Here is an 11,975-nt window from a genome sequence, read left to right on the forward strand (position 1 = left end):
CTACCAGGCGAAACGTTCGCTATTCCAGCAGTGCCAACGTCGCTTTGGTGTCGCAATCGACGCGCGCCGCGAAATAGGCGGTCATCCATTCGCGATCCGGGACCCTGCCGTTCCCGAGCAGCCGCGTCGCGCCTTCCACGTCGTCGACCAGCCAGGAACCGGCGACCGAGGAAGCCCGGTAGAAGGGTTCGCCGTCGCAGGTCGGGACCGTGCCGACCAACATGCCCGCCAGCCATTCGCGCTCTTGCGCGGGATCCGCGAGCCGCCCGGTGGCGGTCGTGTTGTGCAGGTACACGGGCAGGTCCGGGTTCGCCGAGCTGCCGAACCGCAACTCTTCCGGAGCTCCCGGGATGCCGTGGAGCTTCTCCAGCATCGGCTGGCCGAGTTCGGCGAGCTCGCCGAGCACGTGCTCCTCGTAGCGAGCGACGCAGATCGTCGGCCCGCGCGTCGTGCACACCTCCTGCATCGCCACCGGATCAGCGACCACGTGCCGGTCCAGCGGGACCGACGCGATCAGCAGCGTCAGCGCGGCGACCAGTGCCGCTGGCACCAGCACGAGCCACCGTCGACGCGACACGGCCAGGACGAGGAAGCTCGCCGCGATCGCCGCGAACCACATCGCCTGCAGCGCGCTCGACGGCACCGCGTACATCGACCCGGTGGAGACCTGTGCGGAGAGGAGGATCGTGAACAGCGCGTCGTACCCCGACATCCAACTCGCCCAGCTGGCCACCGTGTACACCAGAAGTGCCAACGCCGGGGTCAGCAGGACGATCAGCCGCCACCGGACGAGCCGCCCCAGCACCATGCCGAATGCGGCTGCCGCGCCGTGTGCGGGGACGCAGACCAGCAGCGCCGCGATCCAGTCGGTGCCGCTACCGGTGGCGATCGGGAAGACGAACATCGCCGCGATCCCCCACGCCGTCGCGATGCCGAGCACCGCGCCCAGCGCGAGTGCCGCCCACGACACGAGGAACGGCTGCCAACTCGGCCGGGGCAAGGTCGCCAGGAGTTCCTCGGTGCCGCGTCGGTTCTCCCTGTTCGCGGCCCACGCGCCGGCAGTCGCCACCAACGGCCAGGTGAAGATCTGACCGCTGCGCACGACCACGGCGAGCGCGTTCCAGCTGCCCGCCCACCACGGTTGCACGAACAGCACCGCGACCAGCGACACCAGCATCGCCATCGCGAGCGGGCCCGCGGCGCCGCGGTAGAACTCGTTCCCGAAGATCCTCCTGCTCATGCCGCGCCCGCCCTGCTGCTGCCCAGCACCGCGCGGTAGCCGTCCGCCAGATCGCCGCCGTCGGCCAGCTCCGCCGGCGTCCCCCGGAAGACCGGCCGACCCGCGTCCAGCACCAGCAGCCGATCGCACGCCTCCGCATCGCCCATGATGTGCGTGGCGAGCACGACGCACCGATCCCGCCCGAGCTCGCGCAGCAGCTCGCGGAATTCGTCCTGCTGCTCGGGATCGAGCCCGGCGGTCGGCTCGTCGAGCAGCAGGAGCCCGGGATCGTTGACGATGGCCTGCGCGATGCCGACGCGGCGCCGCATCCCGCCGGAGAGGCGCTTCAGCTTCTCGTCGGCGCGGTCGCCGAGCCCGACGCGCCGCAGCGCCCGGTCCACGGCCGGCATCAGCTCCGCGCCCGGGACCTCCTTCAACCACCCGAAGTGCTCCACGAACTCGCGCGCGGTGAACCTCGGGTACCAGCCGAATTCCTGTGGCAGGTAGCCGATTTCCCGCCGCAGCGGGCGCAGGTCGGCGCCGGCCGGCGGGTGGCCGAGCAGCCGGACCGAGCCGCCGGAAGGCGCGGTCAGCGTGGCCAGCACCCGGATCAGCGTCGACTTCCCGGCACCGTTGGGACCGAGCAGGCCGTGCACGCCGGCGCCGAAGTCCGCGGTGATCGCGTCGAGCGCGCGGCGGCGGCCGAATCGCACGGTCAGGTCCTGGATCTCGATGGCGGGCATGGTTCAGCTCCTCGACGTGTGCTGGAAGTTCGTGCGGCGGAGGTAGAGCACCGCGGCGGACAGGACGATCAGCGACGACCACAGCAGCGGCAGCGGCCGGTCGAGCAGCACCGGCACCCGGGCGACGACCAGCGGGCCGCCGGCGAGCACCAGCCAGCCGGTGGCGACCGCGGCGGCCACCGGTTCGAGCCGGAACCGCGAACCGAGCGCCAGGGTCAGGCCGGTCAGCGCCAGGCACGGCAGCAGCCAGCCGACGATCGACGTCCGGCCGGTGATCGCGCCGATCAGCGCGCTCGCCGGCACGGTGGTGAGCAGGATCGACAGGGTGCGCCAGAGGACCAGCGGCAGCCCGCCCAACGCGGTGCCCGCGGTGATCTCGTAGGCCGGGTCGCCCAGCCTGCCGAAGCACAGCGCAACCCCGGCGACGGGCAGGATCGGCGCGATCAGCAGCAGCGCGGAGCCGTGCTGCGACCACCAGCCGCCGGGTTCTTCCATGCTGAGCAGGTCCATCCCGACGGCGCAGGCCAGCGCGACGAGTACGGCGAACAGCCAGGCGCCGCGCACCGCGGGGGCGGCGTTGAGCAGCACCCGCAGCCGGCGCCCACGGCTCGGCCGGGGGAACTGCGGGGGGAGCGTGGCGAGGCCGGCCTGCGCCTGCAGCACCACCGGATCGCCGGACGCCGCGTCGTTGATCAGCCGTCGGCAGGCGGCGCAGTCGAGGGCGTGGTCCTCCACCTCGTCCGCCTCCGGCAGCAGACCCGCTGCGTAGGCACGCAGGGTGGACGCGGGGAAGTGCTCGTGCGTCATGCGAGTGCCTCCTTCAGGATGTGGCGGGCTTTGCGCGCGCGGGTCTTGACCGTGCCTTCGGGAATTCCGAGCAGCTCGGAGGTCTCCCGCACGGTCCGGCCGTCGAGCACGGTGGCCTGCAGGACCGCCCGGAGCTCGGGGGAGAGCCGGTGCAGGGCGCCGGCCAGCTCGGGGCTGAAGGCCCGGGCCAGCACCTCGTCCTCCGCGGATTCCGCGGTGATCGCCGAATCGACCGGCTCTCCGACGGGCTGGATGCGGACGTTGCGGCGGCGGTGCGCGTCGATCAGCCGGCTCGTCGCGATGGTCCACAGCCAGCCGGCGGCGCTGCGCGACGGGTCGAATCCGCCCGCCGAGCGCCACGCCGTCAGGAAGCAGTCCTGCAGCACCTCGGCGGCCAGTTCGGGATCGCCGCAGCGGCGGCGCAGCCGGACCGCCAGCCAGCCCGCGTTGCGCTCGTAGAGCGCGTCGAAGGCGGCCCGGTCGCCGCGTGCGATCCGCCTGAGCAACCGCTCGTCTTCCCGCTCTTGATCGCGCACACACCTCTAGACGCACGGACGGCCGGAACGGTTTTCGGTCGGCGTGTTCACGCAGAGGTCTTCCGCGTCGCCGGATCGCTTGGTACAAGTAATCGATCCGGTGATTTCGGCTGCCCTGCGTGACCGGGACCAAGGTCCCGTCCGGGACAGGACTCTCGACCGGGCGAGATAGGGCCCTTGCCTCTGCGCATTCGCACTACGGAGCGGCAGTGTGGAGTCGTGGATCTGCTCGACATCGCCCGATGGCAGTTCGGGATCACTACCGTCTACCACTTCCTGATGGTGCCGCTGACCATCGGGCTGGCGATCCTGGTCGCCGGCATGCAGACCGCTTGGTACCGCACCGGCAAGCAGCGCTACCTGAAGATGACCAAGTTCTGGGGCAAGTTGATGCTGATCAACTTCGCCATGGGCGTGGTCACCGGCATCGTGCAGGAATTCCAGTTCGGCATGGCCTGGAGCTCCTACTCGCGCTTCGTCGGCGACGTCTTCGGCGCGCCGCTGGCCATGGAGGGCCTGCTCGCGTTCTTCGTCGAGTCGACCTTCCTCGGCCTGTGGATCTTCGGCTGGGACCGGCTGTCCAAGGGCGTGCACCTCGCCTGCGCCTGGGCGTTCTCGCTGGCCACCGTGCTGTCCGCGTACTTCATCCTGGCCGCCAACTCGTGGATGCAGCACCCGGTCGGCATCGAGGTGGTCGACGGCCGGCCGCGGCTGACCTCGATCTGGGCGGTGCTGGGCAACAACACCGTGCTCGCCGCGTTCCCGCACACCGTGTTCGGCTGCTTCGCGGTCGCCGGCTCGTTCCTGATCGGCATCGCCGCCTGGCAGATCGCCCGCCACCACCGCAAGTCCGACCCGGACGACGAGGACCGCCGCGCCTGGCACGGCTCGCTGCGGCTGGGCGCGTGGGTCGCGGTGATCGCCTTCGCCGGGCTGGCGATCTCCGGTGACATCCAGGGCAAGCTGATGTTCCAGCAGCAGCCCATGAAGATGGCGTCCGCCGAGGCGCTGTGCCACAGCGAGGCGCCCGCCAGCTTCTCGATCTTCGCGATCGGCGACGTCGCCCGCCCCGACTGCGAGAACGTCAAGAGCATCACGGTGCCCTACATCCTGTCCTACCTCGCCGAAGGCGACTTCTCCAGCGAGGTCAAGGGCGTGCAGGCGCTGATCCCGGAGTACCAGGCCAAGTACGGCACGCACTACCCGGACGACCCGCGGCTGGGCTCGTTCGCGGGGCAGCCGATCGACTACACGCCGAACCTGCCGGTGACCTACTGGGGCTTCCGGTTCATGATCGGCTTCGGCGGCCTGGCCGCGCTCGGTGCGGTGTTCGTGCTCTGGTTGACCCGCAAGCGGAAGTTCCCGCCGGGCAAGTGGTGGGCGCCGCTGGCGGTGCTGAGCATCGCGCTGCCGTTCCTCGGCAACATCGCCGGCTGGGTGTTCACCGAGATGGGCCGCCAGCCGTTCGTGGTGGTGCCCAACCCCGATGCGTCCGGCATCGACGGCGTGTGGATGTTCACCGCGTCGGCCGTGTCCTCGGGGGTGTCCCCCGGCGAGTTGCTGACCTCGGTGATCGCCCTGACCGCGCTGTACGGGGTGCTCGCGATCGTGGAGATCTTCCTGATCATCCGCTACGTGCGCGGTGGCTTCGCCGGGGTGATGCCGGCGAAACCGCCGGAGGGCGAGGAGAAGTCCGACGACGAAGCCCTGTCCTTCGCGTACTGAGAGGCTGCACCTGCGATGGATCTGCCCACCTTCTGGTTCTGCGTGATCGCCCTGCTGTGGCTGGGCTACCTGTTCCTGGAGGGCTTCGACTTCGGCGTCGGCATGCTGCTGCCGGTGCTGGGCCGCCGCAACGAGGAGCGGCGGGTGCTGATCAACACGATCGGCCCGGTCTGGGACGGCAACGAGGTCTGGTTGATCGTCGCGATCGGCGCGACCTTCGCCGCCTTCCCCGGCTGGTACGCGTCCCTGCTGAGCACGGCCTACCTGCCGCTCCTGGTGCTGCTGCTGGCGCTGATCGGGCGGGGCGTGGCGTTCGAGTACCGCGGCAAGGTGGACACCGCCCGCTGGCGGCGCACCTGGGACGTGGTGATCGTGCTCGCCTCGTGGATCTCGCCGCTGATCGTGGGGCTGGTGCTGTCCGCGAGCGTCTTCGGGCTGCCGCTGGACGCCAACGGCGACCGGATCGGCGGCTGGTGGACGATCTTCACGCTGCCGAACGTGATAGGCGCGCTCGCGGTGTGCGCGTTCTCGCTGCTGCACGGCGCGATGTTCCTGTCGCTCAAGACCGAGGGCGGGATCCGGGAGCGGGCGCGGCGGTTCGCGCTGCGGGCCGGGCTGCCGCTGCTGCTGCCGGTGATCGCGCTGGTGGTCATCGCGCAGCTCCGGGAGGGCGAGGCCTGGACCTGGGTGCCGCTGGTGATCGCGCTGGTCGCGGCGCTGGCCGGGCTGGCCCGGCTGTACCGGTGGCGGGACGGCCAGGCGTTCGCGCTGCAGGGCGTGGCGCTGGCCGGTGTGGTGGTGACCCTGTTCGGCGCGCTGTGGCCGAACGTGATTCCGTCCACTTTGGACCCGGCGTGGTCGCTGTCCATCGCGGACACCGCGTCCAGCCCGTACACGCTGACGGTGATCACCTGGGTGGCGGCCTTCGGCACCCCGGCGGTGCTGATCTACCAGGGCTGGACGTACTGGGTGTTCCGCAGGCGCATCGGCACCAAGCACATCCCGCCGGTGCACGTACCCAGTGCCTGATGGTTTCCGCTGGTCAGGGGGCCGTGAGCGCTTTGGGGTGTCATAGCGCCCCGAAGCGCTCACGGCCCGGCACCTGGCGATTCGACTAGGAGTTCGTGATGGGTCCGCTGGGAGCTCTGCCCCGGCTTTCGGGGTCGGCCCGGCGTGCGCTCGTCGTGGCCGGGCTGCTCTCCGTCGGCAACGCGGCCGCGCTGATCGTGCAGGCCTGGGCGTTGGGCAGCGCTCTCGCGGCCGTGGTGACCGGCGCCGCCTCACCGGAGGAGATCGGCGACCACCTCGTGGTGCTCGCCGGCGCGGTGGTGGCGCGGGCCGCGCTGGGCTGGGCGACCGAGTCGGTGTCCGCCCGGGCGGCGGCGGGTGCGAAGGAGGAGCTGCGCGGCCTGCTGCTGGATTCCGCGCTGCGGCGGGGCCCGGAGTGGATCCACCGGCGCGGCCCGGCCGAGCTGACCGCGCTCGCCACCAAGGGCCTCGACGCGCTCGACGCGTACTTCACCAAGTACCTGCCCGCGCTGGTGACCGCGGCGGTGGTGCCGCCGCTGGTGGGGGCCTGGATCCTGTTCTCCGACTGGGTCTCCGCGCTGGTCATCGTGATCACCGTGCCGCTGATCCCGCTGTTCGCGTGGCTCGTCGGCAAGTACACCGAGCAGCGCACCTCGCGCGCCGCCGACGCGGTGCAGCGCCTGTCCGGGCAACTGCTGGAGCTGATCCGGGCGCTGCCGGTGCTGACGGCGTTCGGACGGGCGCGGGCGCAGGGCCAGGTCGTCCGCCGCGTCAGCGACTCGCATCGCCGCACCACGATCGCGACGCTGCGCATCGCCTTCCTCTCCGCGCTGGTCCTGGAGCTGCTGTCGTCGCTGTCGGTGGCGATGGTGGCGGTCGGCATCGGCCTGCGGCTGGTCTCCGGCGACCTCGACCTGGCGACGGGCCTGCTGGTGCTGGTCCTCGCGCCGGAGTGCTACCTGCCGCTGCGCGCGGCGGGCGCGGCGCACCACGCGAGCGAAGACGGCGTCGAAGCCGTCCGCCGGGTCGACGAGATCGTGCGGGACGGTCACCCTGCCGGCGCGGGTGGTCCGCAATTTCCATTGAAATCGAACCTTCGATTTCAATGGAAATTGCGGCACCCCGAACCCGGGCGGGACGGTCCTGCGGTGCGGGGAACCGGCGAGCCCGGGGGCTCGGGCGGGACGGTGCGGGTGGCCGGGTTGCGGGTGCGGCGGCGGGACGGGTTCGCGCCGGACGGCCTGAGCTTCGTGGCGCGGCCCGGCGAGATCGTGCGGCTGGAGGGCTTCGACGGGATCGGGCCGAGCGGTAGCGGCAAGTCGACGACGATGTCGGTGCTGCTCGGCTTCGCCGCCCCGGAAAGCGGCACGATCACCTGCGACGACGTGGACGTCGCCGAGCTGGACCCGGCCGAGTGGCGCCGCCGCATCGCGTGGGTGCCGCAGCGCCCGACGTTCACCGGCGGCACCGTCGCCGACGAGCTCACCGTCGCCGCCGCCGACCAACCCGACCTGACGGCGCACGTCGGCGAAGCGCTCGCCGACGCTGCCGCCGCCCACCTCCGCGACCGCCGCATCGACGAACTGTCCACAGGGGAGCGTCAACGGGTCGCGGTGGCCCGCGCCCTGCTGAGGCTGCGCGGTGACGCGAAGATCCTGCTGCTCGACGAGCCGACCGCGCACCTGGACGCCGCGACGGCCCACCAGGTCAGCGAGGCGATCCGCCGCGCCGCCGAAGCGGGCGCGACGGTCGTGCTCGCGAGCCACCGCCCGGAGACGGCCGAAGCCGAACCCGAAGCGGCCACCGCGGCCCTTCCGGCCGCTCCGCCCGACCTGCCGGCGGCGACCGGTCGCATCCGCGACCTGATCACGCCGCGAACGCTCCTCGGCGTCGGCCTCGGCGCGCTCTCGCTGCTCTCCGGCCTCGCGCTGACCGCGACGTCGGCCTGGCTGATCGCCCGCGCTTCGCAGCAGCCGCCGATCCTCACGCTCTCCGTCGCGGTCGTGGGCGTGCGCACCTTCGCGCTGTCGCGCGCGGTGCTCCGCTACGCGGAGCGGCTCGTCACGCATGACGCCGCCTTCCGGCTCTCCGGCCGCCTCCGGCGGCAGCTGTGGGATGCCCTCGTGCGACTCGGGCCGGTGCGCACCGCCGGGCTCCGCCGCGACGAGGGCGTCGCGCGCCTCGTCGACGATGTCGACTCCGTCCGCGATCTGGAGCCGCGCGTGATCCTCCCGCCGCTGGTCGCGGCGGTCGTCGTGGTCGCTGCGGTGGTGCTCCAAGCGCTGGTGCTCCCCGAAGCGGGCGTGGTGCTCGCAGCTGCGCTGCTCGTTGCCTTCGTCGCGAGTCCGCTCGCTGCGCTCGCCGCGGAGCGCCGTGCGACCGCTGCCGTGGCGGAAGGGCGCCGCCGCGTCGCGGCTCGTGTCCTCGCGCTGCTCGACGGCTCGGCGGAACTGCTCGCCTTCGGCGCGCACGAGGAGCGTCGAGCCGAACTGGCCGCCGCCGACGAGCGCCTCGCCGCTCGTGCCCGCCGAGCGGCCTTCGGTGCGGGCGCCGCGACGGCCGTCAACACGCTCCTCGTCGGGATCGCGGTTCTCGGCGGAGCGTGGTTCGGGGCGGCGGCGGTGGCCGAAGGCCGGTTGGCGCCGGAGCTGGCTCCGCTGCTAGGGCTGGTTCCGCTCGCCGCGGCGGAAGCCGTCGCGTTGCTGCCGCCCGCGGCGCAGCAGTGGAAGTCGTTGCGCGCAGCGCAAGCACGTCTGGCGCCGTTGCTGGCGGTCGCCTCGGGCGGCGGAGCCGTTGGTGCTTCTGCTGATCGGGTGGCGTGGTCTGTCGAGCTGGTCGGTGGTGATGTCCAGCGACAGGGCTCGGGTGTTGATGTTCCTGCCGGTTCGGGACGTCAGGTGGCGCCGTCCGGTGGTGATGCCCAGCAGCAGGGCTCGGGCGGCGAACTTGCCGATCCGGAGCGCCGCGCAGCTGATCCGGCGGCGCGGTCGGGTGTCGAGCTGACCGGCGTCGATGTCCGGTGGCCGGGTTCGGGCGGGATCGCCTTGCGGGGCGCGGACTTGCGGGTGCCCGCCGGGGCGCACGTAGCGGTGGTCGGGCCGTCCGGCGGCGGGAAGTCGACGATCTTGGCGCTGCTGCTGGGATTCCTGGAGGCGGAGCGGGGCGACGTGCAGGTGCCGCGGAAGGTCGCGTGGTGTCCGCAGGAGCCGCAGCTGGTGTCGACGACGGTCCGGGAGAACCTGCGGCTCGCCGCGCCGGAGGCGGACGACCGCGAGCTCGGCGAGGCGCTGCGGGTGGCGGGGCTGCCGGGCTGGGAGGAGCGGCTGGACGCGATGGTCGGCAGCGGCGGCACGGCGATGTCGGGCGGCGAGGCGCAGCGCCTCGCGCTGGCCCGGGCCCTGCTGGCCGCGGACGCGGAGCTGGTGCTGCTCGACGAGCCGACCGCGCACCTGGACGTGCCGACCGCGGAGGCGCTGCTCGCCCGCCTGCGCCACGCGCTGCGCGACCGCACCGTCATCCACGTGACGCACCGCTGGTCGGAGACCGAACACGCGGACATCGTCCTGCGCGTCGAGGCCGGCGAGATCGCGGTCGTCCGCGAGGCCCAGCGCGAAGGCGCCCTCCCGTGACCGCCGCTGTTCACGGGGCCATGAGTGCGGCGGGGCGTTGCAGGTGCTGTTCGAGATGTGGTGGCGTGGGGTCGTGCTAGAGCGCGTTCGGCTTCGAAGCGGTGCAGCGACCTGTCGACCGGAGCTGGTGAGGCGAACAGTCCGTTCACTCCGCACCGGCAGTGCGCACCGGCGTCGGGTGGAGGAAGCGAACGGCCTGTTCACCTCGTCCATCGGGACGAACGGTCCGTTCACCTCGCCGACCACGTCCCGGATGGGCTGTGACCTGCGTCGTCCGGACCGGCCTTCGCGCTCGCGGGAGCTATAGCCTCGTGCATGACATGGATTCCACCCTCGCCAAGCGCATGCTGGCGGCGTCCACCGAGATCACCCGGCTGGCGCTGTCCGCCGAAGATCCGGAGGCCGTCCTCCCGTTGGTCGTCCGCCGCGCCGCCGAACTCGCGGAGGCCGACCTCGGCGTCGTCACCGTGCGAGCCGACGACGGCCGCCTGACCGTCGAGGCCGCCTACGGCGCGCCCACCGCGACCGGTCCGCTCGGCGACCCGGTCGGCACCGTCCTCTCGTCGCGTTCGGCCGCGGCGCGGGTCGCCCGCAGCGGCGTGCCGGTCGTCGTCGACGACCTGATCGACGACCCGCTCACCGCCCCTTACGTCCCCGCTGCGCTGCGGGTTTACGGCCCGTTCGCGGTCGCGCCGTTCGGCACCCGCGAGCGGCGGCTCGGCGCGCTCGCCGTGTACCGGCGGCGCGGCGCCAGCACCTTCACCCGGGTCGCGGTGGACGTGCTGACCTCGTTCGCCGCGCAGGCCGGGCTCGCGCTGGTGCTCGCGGAGGGCTCCACTGCGCGCCAGCGCATCGCCGTCTACCAGGAGCGGGAGCGCATCGCGCGCGACCTGCACGACGTGATCGTCCAGCGGCTCTACGCCACCGGTGTGCAGCTGGAGGTCCTGGAGCGGCGGCTGTCCGGCCGCCTCGACACCGCCGACGCCGCCCGCCTGTCCGAGACGATGGAGCAGATCGACCAGGCGATCGCCGAGGTTCGCGCCACCGCCCGCACGCTGCGCTCGGCGGACCCGGAGGACCCGGCGCACGCGCCCGCGCTCGACGATTCGATGCGTTCCGAGGTGCAGATCGCCGGGGAACTGCTGGGCTGGCCGCCGCGGCTGGAGATCGAAGGCGACCTCAGCGACGTGCCGGTTCCCTTGGCCGACCACGCCCGGGCCGCGCTCCGCGAGGCGCTGTCCAACGTGGTCCGGCACGCCGGCGCGAAAACCGTGCTGGTGCGGGTGCGGCGCTCGGAATCGGGGCTGTTGCTGCAGGTGGTGGACGACGGCTGCGGAATTCCCCGCGACGTGAGCAAGCGCGGCCTGCGCAACCTCGAAGAGCGCGCGGTCGCGGCGGGCGGCCGCTGCGTGATCACGTCCTCGCCGGACAGCGGCACCACGGTCACCTGGGAGGTGCCGCTGACGGCGGCCACCTGAGGCGTCAGCGCCGCGGCGACTTGAAATCGGCGAGGAGCGCGTCGAGCGCCGCGCTCAGCGCGCCGACGTTCGCCGCGTCGAACCAGGTGGTGCGGATTCGCTGGTTGGTCCCGTTCGGCGTCTCGTGATCGGCCGCGATCCGGGTCAGCGGCCGCGACTCGTCGCCCAGCGCCCGGCCGGCGGCCTGGAACAGGCCGCGGACGTACCGGTCCGCGTCATCCGCCGGAATCCCCTGCCGGGCAGCCCATTCCGCGATCGTGACCAGGTACCGGTAGTGCGAGGTGATGGTCGCCGTCATCGCGGAGAAGACGTTGAACGAATCCTCGTCCGTCGCCGGGAGCGCCCCGCCGAGCCGGTCGAAGAGCGCCGCCGCGGCCGGGTGGGTCGGGTAGATGACGGTGACCGACTTCCGCTCGCGCGCGGCGGGCAGCGGGATCGCGCGCACGATCGGCGCTTCGGTGCCGAGGATCCGGCGCACCTCGTCGACGTCCACGCCGGCCATGGCGCTGACCACGACCTTGTCCGCGGCGACCGCCAGCCCGCCGAGGGCCTCGCCGCGGTCGGCGGAGCGGACCGCGACGATCACCACCGCGGCGCGGTCGACCACGTCCTGGTTGCCGGCGCACACCCGAACGCGCGAGAAGCGCTGGGCCAGCTCGGCGGCCGCGTCCGCGCCCCTGGGGGAGAGGAAGATCTCCGGCGGGTCGTCCACGCCCGCGCACAGGCCTTCCACGATGGCGCGGGCGATCTCGCCGACGCCGATGATCCCGACGCGATCGGTCATCGCGAACCTCCGCTTCTTGGGTCGG

9 protein-coding genes are annotated in these 11,975 nt (G+C 72.6%); 4 read left to right on the forward strand and 5 right to left on the reverse strand.

Annotation, left to right across the window (positions count from 1 at the left end; all coding sequences use genetic code 11):
* Nucleotides 1-19: 19 nt before the first annotated feature.
* From ACWEV3_RS09905 to ACWEV3_RS09920, 4 genes are read right to left on the reverse strand one after another with little or no spacing between them, the layout of a single operon-like run.
* The gene (locus tag ACWEV3_RS09905) at nucleotides 20-1,240 is read right to left on the reverse strand and encodes a hypothetical protein (protein WP_452613486.1); all 1,221 of its coding nucleotides are present in this window, start codon (nucleotides 1,238-1,240) and stop codon (nucleotides 20-22) included.
* Nucleotides 1,237-1,962 (reverse strand): ABC transporter ATP-binding protein, encoded by a 726-nt coding sequence (locus tag ACWEV3_RS09910; RefSeq protein WP_452613487.1) that lies wholly within the window; start codon nucleotides 1,960-1,962, stop codon nucleotides 1,237-1,239. Before ACWEV3_RS09910 ends, ACWEV3_RS09905 begins: the two co-directional genes overlap by 4 nt.
* A gap of 3 nt (nucleotides 1,963-1,965) precedes the next feature.
* Nucleotides 1,966-2,769 carry an anti-sigma factor family protein gene (locus tag ACWEV3_RS09915; RefSeq protein ID WP_452613488.1) on the reverse strand — a complete coding sequence of 268 codons (804 nt, stop codon included), beginning with the start codon at nucleotides 2,767-2,769 and terminating at the stop codon, nucleotides 1,966-1,968.
* Nucleotides 2,766-3,305: an RNA polymerase sigma factor gene (locus ACWEV3_RS09920; RefSeq protein WP_452613489.1), complete on the reverse strand. Its 540-nt coding sequence runs from the start codon at nucleotides 3,303-3,305 to the stop codon at nucleotides 2,766-2,768. Before ACWEV3_RS09920 ends, ACWEV3_RS09915 begins: the two co-directional genes overlap by 4 nt.
* Nucleotides 3,306-3,524: 219 nt before the next feature.
* On the opposite strand from ACWEV3_RS09920, the gene ACWEV3_RS09925 reads away from it, so the two are divergent.
* The 4 genes from ACWEV3_RS09925 (at nucleotide 3,525) to ACWEV3_RS09940 (ending at nucleotide 11,166) form a co-directional block, all read left to right on the forward strand.
* Nucleotides 3,525-5,030: a cytochrome ubiquinol oxidase subunit I gene (locus ACWEV3_RS09925; RefSeq protein WP_452613490.1), complete on the forward strand. Its 1,506-nt coding sequence runs from the start codon at nucleotides 3,525-3,527 to the stop codon at nucleotides 5,028-5,030.
* A 15-nt stretch (nucleotides 5,031-5,045) separates the two neighbouring features.
* The gene (gene cydB, locus ACWEV3_RS09930) at nucleotides 5,046-6,059 is read left to right on the forward strand and encodes a cytochrome d ubiquinol oxidase subunit II (RefSeq protein WP_452613491.1); all 1,014 of its coding nucleotides are present in this window, start codon (nucleotides 5,046-5,048) and stop codon (nucleotides 6,057-6,059) included.
* Between the two features lie 98 nt (nucleotides 6,060-6,157).
* Nucleotides 6,158-9,688: a thiol reductant ABC exporter subunit CydD gene (gene cydD / locus ACWEV3_RS09935; RefSeq protein WP_452613492.1), complete on the forward strand. Its 3,531-nt coding sequence runs from the start codon at nucleotides 6,158-6,160 to the stop codon at nucleotides 9,686-9,688.
* 320 nt (nucleotides 9,689-10,008) lie between these two features.
* Nucleotides 10,009-11,166, forward strand: coding sequence for a GAF domain-containing protein (locus ACWEV3_RS09940; protein ID WP_452613493.1), 1,158 nt, complete (start codon nucleotides 10,009-10,011; stop codon nucleotides 11,164-11,166).
* A 4-nt stretch (nucleotides 11,167-11,170) separates the two neighbouring features.
* Here ACWEV3_RS09940 and ACWEV3_RS09945 read toward each other — a convergent pair whose 3' ends face one another.
* Nucleotides 11,171-11,950 carry an NAD(P)-binding domain-containing protein gene (locus ACWEV3_RS09945; RefSeq protein ID WP_452613494.1) on the reverse strand — a complete coding sequence of 260 codons (780 nt, stop codon included), beginning with the start codon at nucleotides 11,948-11,950 and terminating at the stop codon, nucleotides 11,171-11,173.
* Nucleotides 11,951-11,975 lie beyond the last annotated feature (25 nt).

It is taken from the genome of Saccharopolyspora sp. NPDC003752 (genome assembly GCF_053605825.1).

Excerpts from the sequence above, each read along its gene's own strand:
- ACWEV3_RS09945 (WP_452613494.1), bottom strand. The coding sequence starts at position 11,950 with ATGACCGATCGCGTCGGGATCATCGGCGTCGGCGAGATCGCCCGCGCC.
- ACWEV3_RS09910 (WP_452613487.1), bottom strand. The coding sequence starts at position 1,962 with ATGCCCGCCATCGAGATCCAGGACCTGACCGTGCGATTCGGCCGCCGC.
- cydB (WP_452613491.1), top strand. The coding sequence starts at position 5,046 with ATGGATCTGCCCACCTTCTGGTTCTGCGTGATCGCCCTGCTGTGGCTG.
- ACWEV3_RS09915 (WP_452613488.1), bottom strand. The coding sequence starts at position 2,769 with ATGACGCACGAGCACTTCCCCGCGTCCACCCTGCGTGCCTACGCAGCG.
- ACWEV3_RS09905 (WP_452613486.1), bottom strand. The coding sequence starts at position 1,240 with ATGAGCAGGAGGATCTTCGGGAACGAGTTCTACCGCGGCGCCGCGGGC.
- ACWEV3_RS09940 (WP_452613493.1), top strand. The coding sequence starts at position 10,009 with ATGGATTCCACCCTCGCCAAGCGCATGCTGGCGGCGTCCACCGAGATC.
- cydD (WP_452613492.1), top strand. The coding sequence starts at position 6,158 with ATGGGTCCGCTGGGAGCTCTGCCCCGGCTTTCGGGGTCGGCCCGGCGT.